General features: G+C 72.7%; 16 protein-coding genes, 1 tRNA gene, 1 other RNA gene and 1 riboswitch. Of the genes, 15 read left to right on the top strand and 3 right to left on the bottom strand.

The window, feature by feature from the left end:
- The first annotated feature begins 8 nt into the window (after nt 1-8).
- The 7 genes from ftsX (at nt 9) to ACIRYZ_RS31555 (ending at nt 8,271) form a co-directional block, all read left to right on the top strand.
- The gene (gene ftsX, locus ACIRYZ_RS31525) at nt 9-920 is read left to right on the top strand and encodes a permease-like cell division protein FtsX (RefSeq protein ID WP_350741098.1); all 912 of its coding nucleotides are present in this window, start codon (nt 9-11) and stop codon (nt 918-920) included.
- Between the two features lie 113 nt (nt 921-1,033).
- Nucleotides 1,034-2,233: a S41 family peptidase gene (locus tag ACIRYZ_RS31530; protein ID WP_402950825.1), complete on the top strand. Its 1,200-nt coding sequence runs from the start codon at nt 1,034-1,036 to the stop codon at nt 2,231-2,233.
- Nucleotides 2,234-2,240: 7 nt separating this feature from the next.
- Nucleotides 2,241-2,717 (top strand): SsrA-binding protein SmpB, encoded by a 477-nt coding sequence (gene smpB, locus ACIRYZ_RS31535; protein ID WP_393029952.1) that lies wholly within the window; start codon nt 2,241-2,243, stop codon nt 2,715-2,717.
- An 86-nt stretch (nt 2,718-2,803) separates the two neighbouring features.
- Nucleotides 2,804-3,185: a transfer-messenger RNA gene (gene ssrA, locus ACIRYZ_RS31540) on the top strand.
- 153 nt (nt 3,186-3,338) lie between these two features.
- The gene (locus ACIRYZ_RS31545; protein WP_402950828.1) at nt 3,339-5,642 is read left to right on the top strand and encodes a HelD family protein; all 2,304 of its coding nucleotides are present in this window, start codon (nt 3,339-3,341) and stop codon (nt 5,640-5,642) included.
- A gap of 349 nt (nt 5,643-5,991) precedes the next feature.
- Nucleotides 5,992-7,464, top strand: coding sequence for an NAD-dependent malic enzyme (locus ACIRYZ_RS31550; RefSeq protein ID WP_402950830.1), 1,473 nt, complete (start codon nt 5,992-5,994; stop codon nt 7,462-7,464).
- A 528-nt stretch (nt 7,465-7,992) separates the two neighbouring features.
- Entirely contained in the window at nt 7,993-8,271 is a 279-nt protein-coding gene (locus ACIRYZ_RS31555) for an HU family DNA-binding protein (protein WP_280680124.1), read from the top strand.
- Nucleotides 8,272-8,342: 71 nt separating this feature from the next.
- Here ACIRYZ_RS31555 and murA read toward each other — a convergent pair whose 3' ends face one another.
- Entirely contained in the window at nt 8,343-9,683 is a 1,341-nt protein-coding gene (gene murA, locus ACIRYZ_RS31560; protein WP_402950833.1) for a UDP-N-acetylglucosamine 1-carboxyvinyltransferase, read from the bottom strand.
- 298 nt (nt 9,684-9,981) lie between these two features.
- On the opposite strand from murA, the gene ACIRYZ_RS31565 reads away from it, so the two are divergent.
- From ACIRYZ_RS31565 to ACIRYZ_RS31590, 6 genes are all read left to right on the top strand, one after another.
- Complete coding sequence (locus tag ACIRYZ_RS31565; protein WP_387613768.1) at nt 9,982-10,575, top strand: YqgE/AlgH family protein; 594 nt, start codon at nt 9,982-9,984, stop codon at nt 10,573-10,575.
- A 73-nt stretch (nt 10,576-10,648) separates the two neighbouring features.
- Entirely contained in the window at nt 10,649-10,927 is a 279-nt protein-coding gene (locus tag ACIRYZ_RS31570) for a DUF3039 domain-containing protein (RefSeq protein WP_196947467.1), read from the top strand.
- A gap of 108 nt (nt 10,928-11,035) precedes the next feature.
- A complete protein-coding gene (locus ACIRYZ_RS31575) occupies nt 11,036-12,646 on the top strand; it encodes a beta-N-acetylhexosaminidase (RefSeq protein WP_402950838.1) in 1,611 nt (536 codons plus the stop codon).
- Nucleotides 12,647-12,962: 316 nt separating this feature from the next.
- Complete coding sequence (locus tag ACIRYZ_RS31580) at nt 12,963-13,829, top strand: FAD binding domain-containing protein (protein ID WP_402950962.1); 867 nt, start codon at nt 12,963-12,965, stop codon at nt 13,827-13,829.
- Nucleotides 13,826-14,929, top strand: a complete 1,104-nt coding sequence (locus tag ACIRYZ_RS31585; RefSeq protein ID WP_402950841.1) for a 2Fe-2S iron-sulfur cluster-binding protein — start codon at nt 13,826-13,828, stop codon at nt 14,927-14,929. Before ACIRYZ_RS31580 ends, ACIRYZ_RS31585 begins: the two co-directional genes overlap by 4 nt.
- A complete protein-coding gene (locus tag ACIRYZ_RS31590; protein ID WP_402950843.1) occupies nt 14,926-17,253 on the top strand; it encodes a xanthine dehydrogenase family protein molybdopterin-binding subunit in 2,328 nt (775 codons plus the stop codon). The genes ACIRYZ_RS31585 and ACIRYZ_RS31590 overlap by 4 nt, the downstream gene beginning before the upstream one ends.
- A 142-nt stretch (nt 17,254-17,395) precedes the next feature.
- Here ACIRYZ_RS31590 and ACIRYZ_RS31595 read toward each other — a convergent pair.
- Nucleotides 17,396-17,467, bottom strand: a tRNA-Cys gene (locus tag ACIRYZ_RS31595).
- Nucleotides 17,468-17,550: 83 nt separating this feature from the next.
- A riboswitch (guanidine-III (ykkC-III) riboswitch) is annotated at nt 17,551-17,616 on the top strand.
- A 44-nt stretch (nt 17,617-17,660) separates the two neighbouring features.
- On the opposite strand from ACIRYZ_RS31595, the gene ACIRYZ_RS31600 reads away from it, so the two are divergent.
- Both ACIRYZ_RS31600 and ACIRYZ_RS31605 read left to right on the top strand, forming a co-directional pair.
- A complete protein-coding gene (locus ACIRYZ_RS31600) occupies nt 17,661-17,975 on the top strand; it encodes a DMT family transporter (protein WP_393029972.1) in 315 nt (104 codons plus the stop codon).
- 110 nt (nt 17,976-18,085) lie between these two features.
- The gene (locus tag ACIRYZ_RS31605; protein ID WP_402950846.1) at nt 18,086-19,525 is read left to right on the top strand and encodes an MFS transporter; all 1,440 of its coding nucleotides are present in this window, start codon (nt 18,086-18,088) and stop codon (nt 19,523-19,525) included.
- A gap of 3 nt (nt 19,526-19,528) precedes the next feature.
- On the opposite strand, the gene ACIRYZ_RS31610 is transcribed toward ACIRYZ_RS31605, so the two are convergent.
- Entirely contained in the window at nt 19,529-20,842 is a 1,314-nt protein-coding gene (locus ACIRYZ_RS31610) for a hypothetical protein (RefSeq protein WP_402950849.1), read from the bottom strand.
- Nucleotides 20,843-21,023: the final 181 nt, after the last annotated feature.

Below are 21,023 nucleotides of genomic sequence, written 5' to 3' on the forward strand. Positions count from 1 at the left end.
GTTTCCGCATGCGTGCCCAGTTCGTCCTGTCGGAGATCGGTGTGGGTCTCCGACGCAACCTGACCATGACCATCGCGGTCGTGGTCAGTGTCGCGCTCTCCCTCGCCCTCGCCGGTTCCTCGCTCCTGGTCCGCGACCAGGTGAACTCCATGAAGGGGTACTGGTACGACAAGGTCGAGGTGAGCATCTACTTCTGCACCAAGGCGGACGCCCGCAACTCGCCGCAGTGCGACAAGGGCGCGGCCACCGACCAGCAGGTCCAGGACATCAAGGACCAGCTGGACAAGATGAGTTCGGTGGTGCAGTCCTCCACCTACGAGAGCTCCGCCGACGCGTACAAGCACTGGAAGGAGATGAACCCGGACAACCCGCTCATCTCCGTCCTGGGCGCGGACGCCATGCCGCAGTCCTGGCGGGTCAAGCTCAACGACCCGACCAAGTACGACGTCATCCAGAGCGCCTTCGCCGGCAAGCCCGGCGTCAAGTCGGTCGAGGACCAGCGGAAGATCCTGGAGAACCTCTTCGGCCTGCTCAACGGTCTCCAGACGGCGGCCTTCGTGATCATGGTGCTGATGCTCTTCGTCGCCTTGCTGCTGATCGTCAACACCGTCCGGGTGTCGGCGTTCAGCAGGCGGCGCGAGACCGGCATCATGCGCCTGGTCGGTGCTTCGAACTTCTACGTCCAGATGCCGTTCATCGCCGAGGCCGCGTTCGCCGCGCTGCTCGGTGCGGTGATGGCCTCGGGCCTGCTGCTCGGCGGGCACTTCTTCGTCCAGCACTGGCTGGCCGACCGGGTGCAGTTCATCCACTTCATCGGCCTGAGCTCGGTGCTCGCGGTGATCCCGCTGCTGATCGTGGTGGGTATGGGCATGGCCGGCATCGCGGCGTTCTTCACGCTGCGCAAGTACCTCAAGGTCTGATCCTCACCGGATGCTTCGGCCCCGGACGGCACTGCGCCGTCCGGGGCCGTCGCCGTTCCGCGGTCCGCTGTTCCGGCCCGCCGCGCGCGATGCGGTGTCTACACTCCGGTGCCATGCTGCAAACTCCGCGCAGGGCACGCCAGGTGGCCACCCTCAGCCTGGTGTTCGGCGCCGTGCTGATCGCCGGTGCCGCCACCGGCGCCTGGGGCGACCCGAGCGCGCCGCCCCCGCACCGCGCCTCCGCCGACCTCGCCCAGGCCGCCGCCGGGCTCCCGGTGGACCCGGCGGGCACCGCGCTGTCCGAGCAGCAGGCCGAGCACCTGCTGGCGGCCGGCGGCGACCGCTGGGGCGCGTACTACAGCGCCCAGGAGTACGCCGAGTTCAGCCAGGGCCTGGACGGCCGCTACCTGGGCGTCGGCCTCTCGGTCGGCCGCGGCGAGGACGGCGTCACGGCGGTTTCCCAGGTCACCCCGTCCGGACCGGCCGCCGAGGCCGGGATCGCCCCCGGCGACCGGCTGCTGCGGATCGACCGGGACCAGGCCGACCGCCTGCCGGTCACCGAGGTGGTCGCCCGGCTGCGCGGACAGGGCGGCGAGCGCAGGGTCGGCTCCGAGGTCACCCTGGCCGTCCAGCGCGGCGACGGCCAGGTGCGCGAACTGCGGCTGCGGCGGGTGCTGCTGGACAGCCAGCAGGTCACCGCCGAGCGGCTGGACAAGGGGGACCTGCGGATCACCGTACGGGCCTTCACCAGCGGCGTGGCCGAGCAGGTGCGGGCGGCGCTGCGCGCCCCGCACACCGGCGTGGTGCTCGATCTGCGCGGCAACTCCGGGGGGCTGGTGGACGAGGCGGTCGGCACCGCCGGGATCTTCCTGGACGGCGGGGCGGTCGGCTCGTACCAGGAGCGCGGCGAGAAGCGGGAGTTGACCGCCCCGCCGGGCGGAGACCAGCGCACCCCGCTGGTGGTGCTGGTGGACGGCGGCACGATGAGCGCCGCCGAACTGCTCGCCGGCGCCCTGCAGGACCGCAGCCGCGCCGTGGTGGTGGGCTCCCGCACCTTCGGCAAGGGCACCGTCCAGCAGCCCAGCAGGCTCGCCGACGGCGCCGTGCTGGAGATGACCGTCGGCCGCTACTACACCCCGGCCGGCCGCTCGCTGGACGGCACCGGCCTCACCCCGGACGTCCCGGCCGCCGTCGGCCGGGACGCCGACGCGCTCGCCCTGCGCGTCCTCGCCGGGCTCGGCACCCGGGCCCAGGGCGCCGCCACCCCCGTGCCTAAAGCAGCTGCCCGACCGGGCCCCGAAGTGCGAGAATGACCGCGTTATGGCAAAGGAAACCGGACAGAAGCTGATCGCGCAGAACAAGAAGGCGCGACACGAGTACACGATCCTCGACACCTACGAGTGCGGCCTCGTGCTCACCGGCACCGAGGTGAAGTCACTGCGCGAGGGGCGGGCCAACCTGGTCGACGGCTACGCCTACGTCCAGAACCACGAGGCGTGGATCGACAACGTCTTCATCCCCGAGTACACCCAGGGGACGTGGACCAACCACGCGGCCCGGCGCAAGCGCAAGCTGCTGCTGCACAAGCTGGAGATCCGCAAGATCGAGACCAAGGTCCGCGACGCCGGCCACACCCTGGTCCCGCTGTCGCTGTACTTCAAGGACGGCCGGGTCAAGCTGGAACTCGCGCTCGCGGTCGGCAAGAAGTTGTACGACAAGCGCCAGACGCTCCGCGAGAAGCAGGACACCCGCGAGACGGCCCGCGCCGTGGCGGCGGCCCGACGGCGCCAGCGTTAATCAGCTGGACCCTCGCCCGTCGCCTCGCGTACTATGGCGTAAGCAACACGGACGGTCACCGTCCGAGCTGTTTCTCAAAAAAACATGGGGATGATCGGTTTCGACAGGGGATGTTGAAACAGGGGAAGCGAGCCGAGGAACGCGGCAATGATCTCGTTAACCACGTGTCGCAAAAAAATAATCGCCAACTCTAAGCGCGATTCCCAGCAGTTCGCTCTCGCTGCCTAATAAGCACCGATAGCGCTTGGGTGTCAGACCGGGGAGTTCCCGACCCGGACCCTGGCATAATCTAGGGAACTCAACCGTCCGCCCGGGCTGCGAGGGTGGATGGGAAATCAAACAGCAGCTGGGCCTGTTGGCGGCTTGTCCGTGTGACCGCCAGGGCCGAGAAAAGCACAGCGGACTGCGCTCGGAGAAGCCCTGAATTAACTCCACTGGACCCGGGTTCGATTCCCGGCATCTCCACCACCCCATGTTCACATCGAAGGCCGTCCACCGCTCCGCGCGGGGGGCGGCCTTCGAAATTTTTGCCGTTCCGGTGCGGCGCGGCCGCCCGTCCCGGCGTAGGATCATCCGTCCGCTCGTTTTCCGGAGCCGGATTCCGTCGTAACCCCCGAGGCCATGCAGAGCAACACGGACACCACCCCCGCCACCGACCACGAGACCGTCCGCGAGCGCGAGATCGCCGGTGAGCAGCAGCACCTCGACACCGTCTACCACCGGCTGGAGGAGAAGCTCGCCGAGGCGGAGTACATCCTCGAGGACGCCGCCAAGCGGGTCCAGGTCGGCACCCCCGGCGCTCTCGCCGAGCGCGACGCCCAGGTCTACCGGGCCGGCGCCCACCTCCAGCGGCTCAACAACGAGTTCGAGGACTTCCTGTTCGGCCGGATCGACCTCCAGCGGGCGGACGCCCCGGAGGAGCACGGCATCCCGTCCGACACCCCGCTCGACCCGGCCGACCCGGCCGTCGCCGAGACCCTCCACATCGGGCGCCTGGGCGTGCTGGACGCCGAGTACGGCCCGCTGGTGATCGACTGGCGGGCCCCCGCCGCCGCGCCGTTCTACCGGGCCACCCCGGTCGAGCCGGGCCGGGTGATCCGGCGCCGGGTGATCCGTTCCAAGGGCCGCAAGGTGATCGGCGTCGAGGACGACCTGCTGCGCCCCGACCTCACCCCCACCCTGAACGGCCGGGAGCTGGCCGTGGTCGGTGACGGCGCGCTGATGGCCTCGCTCGGCCGTGCCCGCAGCCACTCGATGCGCGACATCGTCTCCTCGATCCAGAAGGAGCAGGACGAGGTGATCCGCGCCGCCGCGGCCGGCGCCACCCTCGTCACCGGCGGCCCCGGCACCGGCAAGACCGCCGTCGCCCTGCACCGCGCCGCCTACCTGCTCTACCAGGACCGCCGCCGCTACGCCGGGGGCATCCTGGTGGTCTCGCCGACCCCGCTGCTGGTCTCCTACACCGAGGGCGTGCTGCCCTCGCTCGGCGAGGAGGGGCAGGTCGCGATCCGCGCGGTCGGCTCGCTGGTGGACGGCATCGAGGCCGGCACCTACGACACTCCGGAGGCGGCCCGGATCAAGGGTTCGGCCCGGATGACGCAGCTGCTGCGCCGGGCCGCCCGGGCGGCGCTGGAGCTGGGCGCCCCGCAGGAGCTCAAGGTGGTCGCCCGCGGCGAGGTGCTGAAGCTGGACGCGGGCCGGCTGAAGGCCGTCCGCGGCAACGTCGTGGGCTCCGGCGGCACCCCGCTGAACCTGCTGCGCCCGCGCGCCCGCCGGCTGCTGCTGGACGCGCTGTGGCAGGAGGCGACCAGGCACCTGCCCAAGCCCGCCGACCACTACGCCCGGGAGCAGCGCCAGGAGGAGAAGGAGTCCTTCGACGAGTACGTCTCGGACGAGGCGCCGTTCCTGGACTTCCTGGACGCCTGGTGGCCGGCCCTGACCCCGCGCGGGGTGCTCGGCACCCTCAAGCAGAGCCGGCACACCAACCGGATCGCCCGCCGCGCCGTCACCCCGGACGAGGCGAAGCTGCTGGCCGCCTCCTGGCGCCACCTGTCCCCGGCGGGCGAGGGCGCGCTGTCCGCGCACGACGTGGCGCTGGTGGACGAGCTGCAGGTGCTGCTCGGCGAGGCGGCCCGGCCCAAGGTCCGCGAGGTGGACGCGGTGGACCTGCTGAGCGGCCTGGAGGAGGTCACCACCTTCGCCGACCGCAGCGCCCGTCAGCGCGACCGTCAGCCGGTCGAGCGCAAGGAGTACGCGCACGTCATCGTGGACGAGGCGCAGGACCTCACCCCGATGCAGTGGCGGATGATCGGCCGCCGGTCCCGGATGGCCACCTGGACGATCGTCGGCGACCCGGCGCAGTCCTCCTGGCCGTTCCCGAAGGAGGCCCAGGCGGCGCTGGACGAGGTGCTCTCCGGCAAGCCGCGCCGCCGCTTCACGCTGACCGTCAACTACCGCAACCCGGCCGAGATCGCCGAGGTCGCGGCCAAGGTGCTGGCGCTGGCCGCGCCGGGCACGCCCTCGCCGAGCGCGGTGCGCCACGTCGGCGTGGAGCCGCGTTTCGCGGCCGTCACCGACCCCGCGCCGGAGGCCTTCGGCAAGGGCGCCCGGGCCGAGCTGGAGCGGCTGCTGGGGGAGGTGGACGGCACCGTGGCGATCGTGGTGCCGATGGACCGCCGGGCCGAGGCTGCGGGCTGGACCGAGGGCCTGGGCGAGCGCGTGGTGGCGCTGGGCAGCCTGGAGGCCAAGGGCCTGGAGTACGACGCGACGGTGGTCGCCGACCCGACCGGCATCGCCGGCGAGTCGGAGGCCGGGCTGCGGGTGCTGTACGTGGCGCTGACCCGGGCGACCCAGCGGTTGACCGTGCTGTCCGGCCCGGACGACCTGCCGGATGCGGCCGGCGTGCCCGCGCTGCTGCGCGACTGACCCGGACCAGCACGAAGGCCCCTCACCGACGGTGAGGGGCCTTCAGACGCTAATGACACCGACCCGCCATGCTCGCCTCGCGGCAAGTGGTCCCTCTAAGGGACGAAGGTTGGGCCCGGGGGCTTGGATCGAGCCGGTGTCCCGTCCAATGTAACGCATCGGCCCGGAGAGGCAAGGAGTCGGCGGCGGGAGACCTCGGACGGCGGGTCCGGGTTGTCGGATCCGCACACTCAATGAACGTTATTTCTGGGTACCCCTTGGAAGGTGCGACGATCGAGGTCTAGCATGCGCAGGCGATGCCTTCAACAAGATGTTGAGCCTGCGGGACAGACGGAAGAAGGATGCGTCGATGGCGACGGTGCCCAGTGTCTCCAACTCGATCACGGTGCGACTGGAGGTCCCGGCTCGCGGCAACGCGGTCAGCGCGATCACCACGGCCGTGGAGTCCTCCGGCGGATCGGTGACCGGCCTCGACGTCACCGCGTCCGGCCTGGAGGCGCTGCGGATCGACGTGACCGTGGCGGCCAGCTCGGTCGCGCACGGCGAGGAGATCGTCGAGAAGCTGCGGGCGATCGACGGCGTGTCGATCGGCAAGGTCTCGGACCGCACCTTCCTGATGCACCTCGGCGGCAAGATCGAGATGTCCTCGAAGCTGCCGATCCGCAACCGTGACGACCTCTCCATGATCTACACCCCGGGTGTCGCCCGGGTCTGCATGGCGATCGCCGAGAACCCCGAGGACGCCCGCCGCCTCACCATCAAGCGCAACAGCGTCGCGGTGGTCACCGACGGCTCGGCGGTGCTGGGCCTGGGCAACATCGGCCCGGCGGCCGCGCTGCCCGTCATGGAGGGCAAGGCGGCCCTGTTCAAGCGCTTCGCCGGGATCGACGCCTGGCCGATCTGCCTGGACACCCAGGACAGCGACGAGATCGTCGCCATCGTCAAGGCGATCGCCCCCGGCTTCGCCGGCATCAACCTGGAGGACATCTCCGCGCCGCGCTGCTTCGAGATCGAGGCCCGGCTGCGCGAGGCCCTGGACATCCCGGTCTTCCACGACGACCAGCACGGCACCGCGATCGTGGTGCTGGCCGCCCTCACCAACGCGCTGAAGGTGGTCGGCAAGGAGATCGGCGACATCCGTGTGGTGATGTCGGGCGCCGGCGCCGCCGGTACCGCGATCCTCAAGCTGCTGCTGTCGGCCGGTGTCGAGCACGCCACCGTGGCGGACGTGCGCGGTGTGGTCCACCAGGGCCGTGAGGACCTCAACGACAGCCTGCGCTGGATCGCCGAGCACACCAACCGCTCGGGCCGCACCGGCAGCCTCAAGGAGGCCGTGGCGGGCGCCGACGTGTTCATCGGCGTCTCGGCCCCGAACGTGCTGGACGGCGACGACCTGGCCACCATGGCCGAGGACGCGATCGTCTTCGCGCTGGCCAACCCGGACCCGGAGGTCGAGCCGAACGTCGCCCGCCAGACCGCCGCCGTGGTCGCCACCGGCCGCAGCGACTTCCCGAACCAGATCAACAACGTGCTGGTCTTCCCGGGCGTCTTCCGCGGCCTGCTGGACGCCCAGAGCCGCACGGTCAACACCGAGATGATGATCGCCGCCGCCCGGGCGCTGGCCACCACCGTCGCCGACGACCAGCTGAACGCCAACTACATCATCCCGAGCGTCTTCAACAAGGACGTCGCCAAGACCGTCGCCGCCGCCGTGCGCGAGGCGGCCCTGGCCGGCGCCCAGGAGGCCCCCGCCCCGGCCCGTCCGACCCCGGGCATCGTCGGCACCCTCGACACCGCCGCCTTCCCCACCGTCAAGCTCTGAGGGGCACCGTCAAGCTCTGACGGTCCGCCCGGCGACGTGTTGCCGATCGGTCAAATGTCCGATTAGCGGCCATACTCGCCCAAGCCCGCCCCGAACCCTTGCGACACAAGGGCGAGGGGCGTGTTTGGGCTTGTCGTGCCTAGGGCGTACGGTAGCCCTGCACGGGGCAGGCGTGTCCGACAAGTACGGAACGTCCCCCTGGTCTTCCGGCGAGTCGTCCCGACCGCCGCTCGCGCCCGGTCCGCCGGAGCCGACGGAGCGTCACACCTCCAACGGGCGGGCGATGTTCGGGTGGCCCGGCCGGGGCCCGATTGGCTTTCTCGGGGCCGGTCGGGGCAGGATTCGTTCCCAGGCGGGCGGGCGGGCCTTCGACGGCTCCGGCGCGCGGCATCGGGTACGGACCCGGCCTGCGACCACGCATTGCCTGCATGAGCACAGTGTGCGGACCTGCGGCCCATCCGGGTGCCCCCCGGTGGGAGCACCGATGGGCCCCCGCACACCGCAAGCGAACAGACCACAGGAGTACACATGAACCGCAGTGAGCTGGTGGCCGCGCTGTCCGAGCGCGCCGAGGTGACCCGCAAGGACGCCGACGCCGTTCTGGCCGCCTTCGCCGAGATCGTCGGCGAGGTCGTCGCCAAGGGCGACGAGAAGGTCACCATCCCCGGTTTCCTGACCTTCGAGCGCACCCACCGCGCTGCCCGCACCGCCCGCAACCCGCAGACCGGCGAGCCGATCCAGATCGCGGCCGGCTACAGCGCCAAGGTGAGCGCCGGCTCCAAGCTGAAGGAAGCCGCCAAGGGCTGAGTCACCCCTTGAACGCCCGAGAGGCCGGGCTCCCCGCTGGGGAGCCCGGCCTCTCGCCGTAGACCCGCTCGTCAGGCGTCGACCAGCTGCTCGCTCGGCAGCTCCACGTGGGCGCCCAGGTCGCGCAGCTTCTCCATGAAGTTCTCGTAGCCGCGGTTGATCAGGTCGATGCCGTGCACGGTCGAGGTGCCCTCGGCCGCCAGCGCCGCGATCAGGTACGAGAAGCCGCCGCGCAGGTCCGGGATGACCAGCTCGGCGCCCATCAGCTTGGACGGGCCGGAGACCACCGCGGAGTGCAGGAAGTTGCGCGCGCCGAAGCGGCACGGGGTGGCGCCCAGGCACTCACGGTAGAGCTGGATGTGCGCGCCCATCTGGTTGAGCGCGCCGGTGAAGCCGAGGCGCGACTCGTACACCGTCTCGTGCACGATGGACAGCCCGGTGGCCTGGGTCAGCGCGACCACCAGCGGCTGCTGCCAGTCGGTCTGGAAGCCCGGGTGCACGTCGGTCTCCAGGGCGATGGCCTTGAGCTCGCCGCCCGGGTGCCAGAAGCGGATGCCCTCGTCCTCGACCTCGAAGGCGCCGCCGACCTTCCGGAAGGTGTTGAGGAAGGTCATCATCTCCAGCTGGCGGGCGCCGCGGACGTAGATGTCGCCCTTGGTGGCGAGCGCCGCGCAGGCCCAGGAGGCGGCCTCCAGGCGGTCCGGCAGGGCGCGGTGGGTGTAGCCGCCCAGTTCGTCCACGCCGGTGATCAGGATGGTGCGGTCGGTGCCCAGCGTGATGATCGCGCCCATCTTCTGCAGCACGCAGATCAGGTCGACGATCTCCGGCTCGATGGCCGCGTTGCGCAGCTCGGTGACGCCCTCGGCGAGGACGGCGGTGAGCAGCACCTGCTCGGTCGCACCGACCGAGGGGTAGGGCAGCTCGATCTTGGTGCCGCGCAGCCGCTGCGGGGCGACCAGGTAGGTGCCCTGCGGGTGCTTCTCGATGGTGGCGCCGAACTGGCGCAGCACCTCGAAGTGGAAGTCGACCGGGCGGCCGCCGATGTCGCAGCCGCCGAGGCCGGGGATGAAGGCGTGGCCGAGGCGGTGCAGCAGCGGGCCGCAGAACAGGATCGGAATCCGCGAGGAGCCGGCGTGCGCGTCGATGTCGGCCACATTGGCACTCTCGACGTGCGAGGGGTCGAGGATCAGCTCGCCGTCCTCGTCACCGGTGCGCACGGTCACGCCGTGCAGCTGCAGCAGGCCGCGGACCACCTTGACGTCGCGGATGTCCGGGACGTTGCGCAGTCTGCTGGGGCCCTGGCCGAGGAGGGCGGCGACCATGGCCTTGGGGACCAGGTTCTTCGCACCGCGGACGCGGATCTCGCCTTCGAGCGGGTTTCCGCCGTGGACCAGCAGGACGTCGTCGGTCATCGTTCTCGCAATCCGGGGTGCCAGAGGGGTGGGACGGGCTCCGGTCCGGAGCCGCCGGTGGACCGGTGGTACGGCGTACGGGCGCGTTCGGGCCCCCGGAGAATCCGAGTCGGCACCGTAGAAGGGCGTCCACCATCCGTAGATGGTAGTAGGCGTCCCGATGGTTCCCGTTTGCCTCTCCCGTGATGGTGCTCTCCCCGGGGCCGCCCCCGCCCGCCGGTGCGGCCGTACGGGTGGTTTTTCGGCGTGGCGGGGTTTCGAGTGTTGCGGTGTCCGACCGGTGCCGTTCTGCGGGATCATGTGTGGCATGACGGCGGCCCATTCGCACGGAGGCCGGTCACACACCGGCCGTCTGCTCGTCGCGACGCCCCTGCTCACCGATCCGAACTTCGCGCGGGCGGTGGTGCTCCTCCTCGACCACGACGCCGAGGGGGCGCTCGGTGTGGTCCTCAACCGGCCGACGCCGGTCGAGGTGGGCAGTGTGCTGGACGGCTGGGGCAGACTCGTCGGGCAGCCGGCGGTGGTGTTCCAGGGCGGGCCGGTGGCGCTGGACTCCGCGCTGGGCCTGGCCGTCGCGCCGGGGGAGCCGGGCACCGGCGACCCGCTGGGCTGGCGGCGGGTGCACGGCGCGATCGGCCTGGTCGACCTGGAGGCGCCGCCGGAGGTGCTGGCCGGCGAGCTGGGGAGCCTGCGGATCTTCGCCGGGTACGCCGGCTGGTCGCCGGGCCAGCTGGAGGCCGAGCTGGAGAGCGGCGCCTGGTACCTGGTGGACTGCGAGCCCGGGGACATCTCCAGCCCCGAGCCGGAGCGGCTGTGGCGCTCGGTGCTGCGCCGCCAGCGCGGGCCGCTGGCGCTGCTGGCGACCTACCCGGACGACCCGACGCTGAACTGAACCCCGCCCGGTTGTCCGGTCCGCCCGCGCGACACTGGCCCGGTTTCCGGGGGCGCCCATAGACTTGTCACCTATGAGCACTCTTGAGCCCGAGCGCGGCCTCGGCACCGGCACCCTGGTCGAGCCCGTCCCGCAGGTGTCCCACGGGGACGGCGACCACGAGCGCTTCGCGCACTACGTCCAGAAGGACAAGATCATGGAGAGCGCGCTCTCCGGATCCCCGGTGGTCGCGCTGTGCGGCAAGGTGTGGGTGCCCGGCCGCGACCCGAAGAAGTACCCGGTCTGCCCGATGTGCAAGGAGATCTACGACGGCATCGGCAAGCCGCAGGGCGGCGACGGCGACGACAAGTAGTCCCCGGCGGCCCCCGCTTCCGACGAACGCCGGGGAACGCCGATCCGCATAGCACCGGGTTCCGCGGTGGTCTATGCCAATCGTTCCGGGCGCGGGCAGGATGTCGGTATGGACCTCATTCCCGCGCCTTCGAGTGCCGTCCGCCGCCCGGACGAGGACTTCCCGCTGGACGCCGCCACCACGCTGACCGCGCCGCCCGGGCTGGCCGACGCCGAGCGCTGGCTGCGCGGCACGCTGTCCGCCGCGACCGGGCTGCCGTTCGGCCCGGGCCGGCCGGGCGCGGGCATCGAACTGGTCCAGGACGACGCGCTGGCCGCCGAGGCGTACCGGATCACGGTGCGCCCCGGCCACGCCCTGCTCGCCGCCGGCGGCCCGACCGGTGCGCTGTGGGCCGCCCAGACCCTGCGGCAGCTGCTCGGGCCGGACGCCTACCGGCGCTCCCCGCTGCGCCGCGAGGGCTGGGTGCTGCCCGGAGCCGACATCGCGGACGCCCCCCGGTTCGGCTGGCGCGGCGTGCTGCTGGACGTCGCCCGGCACTTCCTGCCCAAGTCCGACGTGCTGCGCTTCGTCGACCTGCTGGCGGCGCACAAGCTCAACGTGCTCCACCTGCACCTGACCGACGACCAGGGCTGGCGGGTGGAGATCAAGCGCTACCCGAGGCTGACCGAACGCGGCGCCTGGCGGGAGCGCTCGATGGTCGGCTACCGGGCCGGCCGGCGCCGCGACGACCGCCCGCACGGCGGCTACTACACCCAGGACGACCTGCGCGAGATCGTCGCCTACGCGGCCGCGCGCGGGATCACCGTCGTCCCGGAGATCGACCTGCCCGGCCACACCCAGGCCGCCGTCGCCGCCTACCCCGAACTGGGCAACACCGACGTGGTGGACACCGCCGCGCTCGGGGTGTGGACGGACTGGGGCGTGAGCCACCACGTGCTCAACGCCTCCGAGGAGACCCTGCGCTTCTTCGAGGGCGTGCTGGAGGAGGTCCTGGAGCTGTTCCCGTCCGAGTTCATCCACCTCGGCGGCGACGAGTGCCCCAAGGAGCAGTGGAAGGACAGCGCCGCCGCGCAGGCCCGGATCCGCGAGCTGGGCCTGGCCAACGAGGACGAGCTGCAGAGCCACCTGATCCGGCACTTCGACCGCTGGCTGGCCGGGCGCGGCCGCCGGCTGATCGGCTGGGACGAGATCCTGGAGGGCGGGTTGGCACCCCATTCGGCGGTCTCGTCCTGGCGCGGCTTCGGCGGCGGGATCGCGGCCGCGAAGGCCGGGCACGACGTGGTGATGTGCCCCGAGCAGCACGTCTACTTCGACCACCGGCAGGCCGACGGGCCGGACGAGCCGATCCCGGTCGGCTTCGTGCGCACCCTGGAGGACGTCTACCGCTTCGAGCCGGTCCCGGAGCAGCTGGACGGGGCCGCCGCCCGGCACGTCATCGGGACCCAGGCCAACCTGTGGAGCGAGTTCGCGGACAGCGCCCGGGACCTCGACTACCGGGCCTTCCCCCGGCTGGTCGCCTTCGCCGAGGTCGCCTGGTCCGACCTGCCCGCCGCGCCGGCCGAGCGCGACTTCGCGGACTTCGAACAGCGGCTGGCCGGGCACCTGAGGGTGCTGGACGCGCTCGGCGTCGAGTACCGCCCGGCCGACGGCCCGCACCCCTGGCAGCGCCGGCCCGGGGTGGTCGGCCGGCCGATCGACGGACCGCCGCCGGTGCGGTGATCGCCGCCCCGCTGCGAAATGGGAGCGCGGGAACTTATGGGTGGTCATCTGACGTCAAGAACAGATGAACATCTGCCCTGGCCCGGCCCGGGTCGGGGCAGATACCGCCCGGTATCCGTCCCAATCGGGCAGTCCCGTTCACCGGTCCCGAAATGATCATCGAGCATTGTGTGCCAGAGTTGCCCAACCCGGCCCGATCGCCCGTACCCTACGGGCCAGGCCGGGCTGCTGACGCGGACAGGACGGCCACGGCCGCGGGCGGCAGGCGATCGATGAGCAAGTGGAGCACGGTGGGACCCAGGTGAACCGGACGATCATGCTGCCGGCCTCGCTCGACGAGGCCGTCGACGCGCTGGCCGCCGCCCCGGCCGCGGTACCGGTGGCCGGAGCCACCGACCTCATGGAAGCCGTCAACGCCGGCCGGCTGCGCCCCGCCGCCCTGGTCGGCCTCGGCCGGATCACCGAACTGCGCGGCTGGCGCTACGAGGACGGCGGCACCGCCGTCCTGGGCGCCGGACTCACCCACGCCCGGATGGACCGCCCCGACTTCGCCGCGCTCATCCCCGCGCTCGCCGACGCCGCCCGCACCGCCGGCCCGCCGCAGGTCCGCAACGTCGGCACCCTCGGCGGCAACATCGTCACCGCCGCCCCGGCCGGCGACACCCTCCCGGTGCTCGCCGCGCTGGAGGCCAGCGTCACCCTGACCCGGGCCGGCGGCAGTCGCGAGGTGCCGGTCAGTCACCTGCTCACCGGCCTCGACCCGGTGCGCCCCGGCGAACTGCTCACCTGGGTACGGGTCCCGCTGCTGCACGCGCCGCAGGTCTTCCTCAAGGCCACCGGCCGCAGCGGCCCGGCCCGCGCCACCGCCTCCGTCGCGCTGGTCCTCGACCCGGCCCGGCGCGCCGTGCGCTGCGCCGTCGGGGCCGTCGCCCCGGTGCCGCTGCGCCCGCTGGAGGCCGAGGCCTGGGTGGCCGGGTGCATCGACTGGGACGGCAGCCGGGAGATCGACCCGGCCGCCACCGCCGCCTTCGGCGAGTACGTGGCCGCCGCCTGCGTCCCCGACAACTACGGAGCCGAGGGCGCCTGGGAGGCCGTGACCGAGGGGCCGACCGCGGCCGCCGTTCGGCTGCGGCGTACCGTATCGGTGCTGGCCCGACGGGCACTGGGAAGGGCGCTGAAGTGACCACAGACCCCATCGAGACCCTCGACGCCGACCCGCTCGGCCTCACCCCGCAGGTCACCCGCGAGCTGCGCCCGTGCGCCTCCTACACGCTGCGGGTCAACGGTTTCGAACGGCCCGTCACCGACGCCTGGATCGGCGAGAGCCTGCTCTACGTGCTGCGCGAGCGGCTCGGCCTGGCCGGCGCCAAGGACGGCTGCGAACAGGGCGAGTGCGGCGCCTGCTCGGTGCAGGTGGACGGCCAGCTGGTGGCCGGCTGCCTGGTGCCCGCCGCGCTGGCCGCCGACAGCGAGATCAACACCGTCGAGGGCCTGTCGGCCGGCGGCGGCGCGAGCGACGTCCAGCAGGCGCTGGCCGCCTCCGGCGCCGTCCAGTGCGGCTACTGCACCCCCGGCATGGCGATGGCCGTGCACGATCTGCTCCAGCGCAACCACCGGCCCACCGATGTCGAGGCCCGGCAGGCGCTGTGCGGCAACCTCTGCCGCTGCACCGGCTACCGCGGGGTGCTGGCCGCCGTCCAGACCGTCGCGGACGCCCGCGCGCTGGAGGCCGAGGAAGCGCAGGAGGCCGCCGCCGAGCAACCGGTGGGCGAGGCCCCGGCCGAGGCGCCGGTCGGGCAGCCCGCCGCCGTCGAGCCGGAGCCGGCCGTCGAGCCGCCGGTCTACGCCGACGCCGAGGCCTGGATCGAGCACGTCCCGCAGCCGGCCGCCGAGCCGGCCCCCGTCCCGGCCCAGGCCGACCCCGGGTACGGCGAGGGCGGCTACGACACCGGCGTGTACGACACCTCCGCGCTGGCCGCGATGCCGCCCGGCATCCCCGCCCAGGCCGCCGACGACCATGTCTACTACCCGCCGCAGGGCTACCCCGAGCAGGCCTACCAGGCCACCCCCGCGCACGGCACCTACGTGCCGGCCGGCTTCCCGGACGGCCACCAGCCGCAGCACGGCTACGACACCGGCTACGACGCCCCGGTCTACGAGCCGACCCCCGCGCACGGCACCCCGTACGCGGACCCGCACGGTGCCCCGGCCGAGGGCGGCGCCCCGTACACCGCCACCCCCGCCCACGGCATCCGCCTCCCCGAGGACGACCACGCATCATGACGTCGCCTACCGACATCGGCGCAGCAATCCAGCAGGACGGCGGCGAGGGCGGCGCGCCGGAGCCGTTCGGCCTGGGCAGCTCCCCGCTGCGCAGCGACGCGCTGCCCAAGGCGCTCGGCATCTACCCGTACGCGGCCGACCTGTGGGCCGAGGGGCTGCTGTGGGGCGCGGTGCTGCGCTCGCCGCACCCGCACGCCCGGATCCGCGGCATCGACACCTCGGCCGCGCTCGCCCTGCCCGGCGTGCACGCCGTGGTCACCGCCGCCGACCTGCCGCCGGGCCCGGACGGCACCCCCGACGGCGCCCCGGCCGGCCCGATCGTCGCCGACCGGCCGGTGCTGGCCTCCGGCGTGGTGCGCCACCACGGCGAGCCGATCGCCGCGGTGGCCGCCGACCACCCGGACACCGCCCGGCTGGCGGTCGGCCTGATCACGGTCGACTACGAGCCGATGGAGGCCGTGACCGACCCCGAGCAGGCCTTCACCGCGCCGCCGCTGCACCCGGACGGCAACCTGTTCCGCCACCTGCCGCTGCGCACCGGGGACCCGGAGGCGGTCGGCGAGATCGTCGTCGAGGGCCTCTACCAGGTCGGCCGGCAGGACCCGGCCCCGCTCGGCGCCGAGGCCGGCCTGGCCGTACCGCGCCCGGACGGCGGCGTCGAACTGCACCTGTCCTCCACCGACCCGCACGGCGACCGCGACCGCACCGCCGCCTGCCTGGGCCTGGAGCCGGACCGGGTCCGGCTGGTGGTCACCGGCGTGCCCGGCGCCACCACCGACCGCGAGGACCTCGCTTTCCAGGTCACCCTGGCGCTGCTGGCGCTGCGCACCGGCCGCCCGGTGAAGATGACGCTGACCCGCGAGGAGTCCTTCCACACCCACACCTCGCGCCACCCCGCGCTCCTGCGCTACCGCCACCACGCCGACGCCGAGGGCACGTTGGTCAAGGTCGAGGCGCAGATCCTGCTGGACGGCGGCGCCTACGCGGACGTCTCCGCCGAGGCGCTGGCCGCCGCGACGGCCTTCTCGGTCGGCCCGTACGTCTGCCCGAACGTGTTCGTGGACGCCTGGGCGGTGCGCACCAACAACCCGCCGGCCGGGCGGATGCGCGGCGAGGGCGCGCTGCAGGCCTGCTTCGCGTACGAGTCGCAGATGGACCAGTTGGCCGCCCGGGTGGGCGTGGACCCGGTGGAGATCCGCCGTCGCAACGCGATGTCCACCGGCGACCCGATGCCCACCGGGCAGGCCGTCACCTGCCCGGCGCCGGTGAAGGCGCTGTTGGACGCGGTGGCGGCCGAGCCGCTGCCGGCCCTGCCGGTGGACGACCCGGACGCCGAGTGGCTGCTGCCGGGCGGGCCCGGCGGCGCCGGGGACCCGGCGGCGGTGCGCCGCGGCATCGGCTACGCCGTCGGCATGGTGCACATGCTGGGCGCGGAGGGCGAGGACGAGGTCTCCACCGCCACCGTGCGGGTCAGCGGCGACCACGCCACGGTGATCTGCGCGGCCGTCGACGCCGGGCAGGGCTTCGCCACGCTGGCCCGGCAGATCGTGCAGACCGTGCTGGGCGTCAGCGAGGTCTACATCGCGCCGGCCGACAGCGACCAGTCGATCGCCGGGCCCTCCGCCCGCGGCCGGCACACCTGGGTCTCCGGCGGCGCGGTGGAGCGGGCCGCGCTGATGGTCCGCCACCAGCTGCTGCAGCCGATCGCGGCCAACTTCGGGATGTCGGCGGAGCTGCTGCAGATCGCCGACGGCAAGATCACCTCCTACGACGGGGTGCTCGGCATGCCGGTCGCCGAGGCGCTGGAGGGCAAGGAGCTCTGGGCCACCGCGCAGTGCCGCCCGCACCCGACCGAGCCGCTGGACGAGTCCGGGCAGGGCGACGCCTTCGTCTCCATCTCCTTCTGCGCGATGCGCGCGGTGGTGGACGTGGACATCGAGCTGGGCGCCGTCCGGGTGGTCGAGATGACCGTCGCCCAGGACGTCGGGCGGGCGCTGAACCCGCGGCAGATCGAGGACCGGATCGAGGCCGGCGTGGCCCAGGGCGTGGGTCTGGCGCTGATGGAGGACCTGCAGACCTCGGGAGGGGTGCTGCTCAACCCCTCACTGACCGGCTACCGGCTGCCCACCTCGCTGGACACCCCGGAGGTGCGGATCGCCGCCCTGCTGGAGGAGCGGGACGTGGTCGCCACCTTCGGCGCCAAGGCGGTCAGCGCCGTTCCCGCGGTGGTCGCTCCGTCGGCCGTCGCCGCCGCCGTCCGGGCCGCCACCGGCCTGCCGGTCGGCCGGCTGCCGATCCGGGCGGAGGACGCGGTCACGGCCTGACCCGAAAGGCCGGCCCGAAAGGCCGGCCCGAAAGGCTGATCCGAAAGGCTGATCCGAAAGACTGACCGGAAAAGCCTGGCCCGAAAAGCGCGAAGGGAATTGCCGGTCGACGTTCCGAGTCGACCGGCAATTCCCTTTCCCGAGGCCGTGGCGGGAATTGAACCCGCGTTCACCGCTTTGCAGACGGTCCCCTGAACCACTCGGGCACACGGCCAGTGAATTCAGGATGGCGGAGCCGGCGAATGGGGTCAACGAAGTTTTGTAAATTCTGTATGGCAATGTGTGCTACCGTCGAAGGCGGTGGCTGTTTTCCCGCCACCCCGGACGAGCGCGTCGTACCCGGTGACGACAGGACGACGCAGTTCAGCGGCAATCCGGCCGCTGTGGACTGCGGAGGTACGGCCGTCATGGCTTGGCTCGTTCTGATCGTCTCGGGTCTCCTGGAGACCGTGTGGGCGGTGGCCCTGGAATCGTCCAAGGGTTTCTCCCGCCTCGTTCCCAGCCTCGTGTTCGGCGTCGCCCTGCTGCTCAGCATGGGCGGGCTGGCGTACGCGATGCGCACCATCCCGATCGGCACCGGGTACGCGGTCTGGGTCGGCATCGGCGCGGTCGGCGCCGCGCTCTACGGCATGGCCGCCCTGGGGGACCCGGTGACCGTGGCCCGGATCGGCTGTCTGCTGCTGATCGTCTCCGGCGCGGTGGGGCTCAAGGTGCTGCACTGAGCCCCGGTCCGCCGCCCCGGTCCGCCGCACCGGTCCTACGCCTGCGGACCGAGCCGATCACCGACTCGGGTCAGGGGTTATCGAGGCGGACGGCTCTTACGATGTTACGTATGACCACTGCCTCCCCCACCTCGGTCGACTCCACCCCGATACCCGACGGCGCCGACCCCGGCGGCGGGGTCCTCAGCGGCCGCTACCGGGCGCTGACGCTGGGAATCGTGTCGGTGGTCCTGGTGATCGCCTTCGAGGCGACCGCGGTCAACACCGCGATGCCGACCGCGGCCCGCCAGCTGAACGGCCTCGGACTGTACGCCTTCGCCTTCTCCGGCTACTTCACCACCACGCTGTTCGCGCTCGTCGTCTCCGGGCAGTGGTGCGACCGGCGCGGGCCGCTGCGGCCGCTGTTCACCGGCATCGCGGTGTTCGGCGCCGGCCTGGTGGTGGCCGGCACGGCGCCCGGCATGTGGGTGTTCGTGGCCGGGCGGGCGATCCAGGGCCTGGGCGGCGGGCTGGTGATCGTCGCGCTGTACGTGGTGGTCGGCCGGGCCTACCCGGAGCGGCTGCGCCCGGCGGTGTTCGCGGCCTTCTCCTCGGCCTGGGTGCTGCCCTCGATCGTCGGGCCGCTGGTCTCCGGGGCCGTCACCCAGCACCTCGGCTGGCGCTGGGTGTTCCTGGCGGTGCCGGTGCTGATCCTGCTGCCGCTGGCCGTGATGGGCCCGGCGCTGGCCCGCTCGGAGCGGGAGCACCCGGTGCTCAAGGGCGCGGACTTCGACCGCCGGCGCACCCTGCTGGCCGCGATGGCCGCGGTCGGCGCAGGCCTGCTCCAGTACGCGGGCCAGCGCCGCGACCTGATCGGGCTGGTCCCCGGGATCGCCGGGGCGGCGCTGCTGGTGCCGGCGGTCCTCGGGCTGCTGCCGAAGCGGACCCTGCGGGCCGGGCGCGGGCTGCCGACGGTGATCCTGCTGCGCGGGGTGGCGGCCGGGGCGTTCTTCGCGGCCGAGGCCTTCATCCCGCTGATGATGACCACCCAGCGCGGCCTCTCGCCGACGCTGGCCGGGCTGACCCTGACCAGCGGCGGGCTCTCCTGGGCGCTGGGCTCCTGGCTGCAGGGGCGGCCCGGGGCCGAGCGCTACCGCGAGGCGATGATCCGGTGCGGCTTCGTGCTGACCGCGGTGGCGATCGCGGGCGCCGCGCTGGTGCTGGTTCCGGGGGTGCCGGCCTGGGCGGCCTCGGTGGCCTGGGGCGTCGGCGGCATCGGGATGGGCCTGGCGGTCGCGAGCGTCAGCGTGCTGATGATGAAGCTCTCCGCACCGGAGGACGCCGGGGCCAACTCGGCCGCCCTGCAGATGAGCGACGCGCTGGGCAACGTGCTGCTGACGGGCCTGGCCGGGGTGCTGTTCGCGGCGCTGGGCGGCGGCTCGCTCGCTGTCGCCCACGAGGGCGCCGCGGCCGCCGGCTCGCCCGGCGCCTTCGCGGTGATCCTGCTGGTGATGGCCGGGGTGGCGCTGCTGGGGGCGCTGCTCGCCGGCCGGGTCCGCGCCCGGTCCTGACGCTCAGCCCTCGGTGGCGACGGCGGTGGGGGAGGGGGCCGGCGGCGGCGCCGCCGGGATGCCGAGGAGGCCCTCCCAGCCGCCGGCCGGGGACTGGCCCGGGCCGAGGCTCTGCAGCTTGCGCAGCACCGCCGGGTCCTGGGCGTCCAGCCAGTCCACCAGCTGGCGGAAGGAGACCAGCCGGACCTCCGGCTTGCCCGCGATGGTCCTGAGCACGTCCTCGACGGCGTTCATGTAGATGCCGCCGTTCCACTCCTCGAAGTGGTTGCCGATGATGTACGGCGCCCGGTTGCTGTTGTAGGTGCGGTCGAAGCCCATCAGGTAGGAGTCCCGGGCCTGGGCCTGGAAGCCCTGGTAGAGCGCCGGGTCGGCCTTGGTGTTGGGGCCGCACTGGTTGTACATGATGTTGTAGTCCATCGACAGCACCTGGAAGGTGTGTCCGGGGAAGGGGATGGACTGCAGCGGGATGTCCCACAGCGCGCCGCCCTGGATCTTCTGCGGCCACACCTGGGCGCCGTTGCCGCTGCTGTCGTAGCGCCAGCCGCGCTTGACCGCGGTGGGCAGCAGGTTGCGCTGGCCCTCCAGGCAGGGGGTGCGGCTGCCGATCAGCTCCTTGCGGTAGTCGAAGGGCAGCGCCGGCAGGTCGGTGAAGCCGGTGTTGGTGCGCCAGTTCGTCACGAAGTCCATCGCCTGCTGGATCTCGCTGTCCCACTCCTCCGGGGACCACTTGCCGACGCCGGTGGAGCCGCAGAAGTGGCCGTTGAAGTGGGTGCCGATCTCGTGGCCCTCCAGCCAGGCGGCGTGCACGTTCTCCAGGGTGTCGCGGATGTGCTGGTCGCTCAGGTAGCCGATCTCGGAGGCGCCGGCCTGGTGCTGCGGCGGGAGGTACTGGTCCTTCTTGGACTCCGGCAGCAGGTAGAGGCCGCTGAGGAAGAAGGTCATCGAGGCGTTGTGCTCCTGGGCCAGCCGGCGGAAGCGGCCGAACAGGCCGTTGTCGAGCTCGCCGGCGCCGTCCCAGGAGAAGACCACGAACTGCGGCGGGCGCTGGCCGGGCCGGAGCCTCTCGGGGACGGGCTGGTGCGGCTGGGTGCCGGTGTCGGAGGTGGAGCCGTCGCCGATCAGGACGACCTCCGGCTTCTGCGGGACCGGGGCCGGGACGGCGCTCTGCCCGCCGTTCGGCGGGGCGGCCGGGGCCGCGCCGCCCGTCGGGTGTTCCCCGCCCGTCGCGTGCTCCCCGTCGCTGCCGCAGCCGGCCGCGAGAGTGGCGGCGGCGGCCGCCCCGGCGGCCAACAGGGTGCGGCGGGAGAGAGCGTCCATGGTCACTCCGTTCATGAGGCGTTCGGCAGGCGTTCGGCGTGCGGAAGTCCGCTCGGACCGCGAGGAGCGATAGAACCCGTGATCGGGTCAGCATGGCATGAGGGCAAGAACGGTCGAAGAGGCACAGCGGACGGTCGTAATCGATCGCTCGATTGACGCAACCGAACCGGTGGGCCAGGTC

Origin of the sequence: Kitasatospora sp. NPDC101155 (assembly GCF_044768305.1) — a bacterium.
Taxonomy (GTDB): Bacteria; Actinomycetota; Actinomycetes; order Streptomycetales; family Streptomycetaceae; genus Kitasatospora.

Coding starts and splice junctions, on each gene's coding strand:
- ftsX (WP_350741098.1), top strand. CDS start 9: ATGCGTGCCCAGTTCGTCCTGTCGGAGATCGGTGTGGGTCTCCGACGC.
- ACIRYZ_RS31530 (WP_402950825.1), top strand. CDS start 1,034: ATGCTGCAAACTCCGCGCAGGGCACGCCAGGTGGCCACCCTCAGCCTG.
- smpB (WP_393029952.1), top strand. CDS start 2,241: ATGGCAAAGGAAACCGGACAGAAGCTGATCGCGCAGAACAAGAAGGCG.
- ACIRYZ_RS31545 (WP_402950828.1), top strand. CDS start 3,339: ATGCAGAGCAACACGGACACCACCCCCGCCACCGACCACGAGACCGTC.
- ACIRYZ_RS31550 (WP_402950830.1), top strand. CDS start 5,992: ATGGCGACGGTGCCCAGTGTCTCCAACTCGATCACGGTGCGACTGGAG.
- ACIRYZ_RS31555 (WP_280680124.1), top strand. CDS start 7,993: ATGAACCGCAGTGAGCTGGTGGCCGCGCTGTCCGAGCGCGCCGAGGTG.
- murA (WP_402950833.1), bottom strand. CDS start 9,683: ATGACCGACGACGTCCTGCTGGTCCACGGCGGAAACCCGCTCGAAGGC.
- ACIRYZ_RS31565 (WP_387613768.1), top strand. CDS start 9,982: ATGTGTGGCATGACGGCGGCCCATTCGCACGGAGGCCGGTCACACACC.
- ACIRYZ_RS31570 (WP_196947467.1), top strand. CDS start 10,649: ATGAGCACTCTTGAGCCCGAGCGCGGCCTCGGCACCGGCACCCTGGTC.
- ACIRYZ_RS31575 (WP_402950838.1), top strand. CDS start 11,036: ATGGACCTCATTCCCGCGCCTTCGAGTGCCGTCCGCCGCCCGGACGAG.
- ACIRYZ_RS31580 (WP_402950962.1), top strand. CDS start 12,963: ATGCTGCCGGCCTCGCTCGACGAGGCCGTCGACGCGCTGGCCGCCGCC.
- ACIRYZ_RS31590 (WP_402950843.1), top strand. CDS start 14,926: ATGACGTCGCCTACCGACATCGGCGCAGCAATCCAGCAGGACGGCGGC.
- ACIRYZ_RS31600 (WP_393029972.1), top strand. CDS start 17,661: ATGGCTTGGCTCGTTCTGATCGTCTCGGGTCTCCTGGAGACCGTGTGG.
- ACIRYZ_RS31605 (WP_402950846.1), top strand. CDS start 18,086: ATGACCACTGCCTCCCCCACCTCGGTCGACTCCACCCCGATACCCGAC.
- ACIRYZ_RS31610 (WP_402950849.1), bottom strand. CDS start 20,842: ATGGACGCTCTCTCCCGCCGCACCCTGTTGGCCGCCGGGGCGGCCGCC.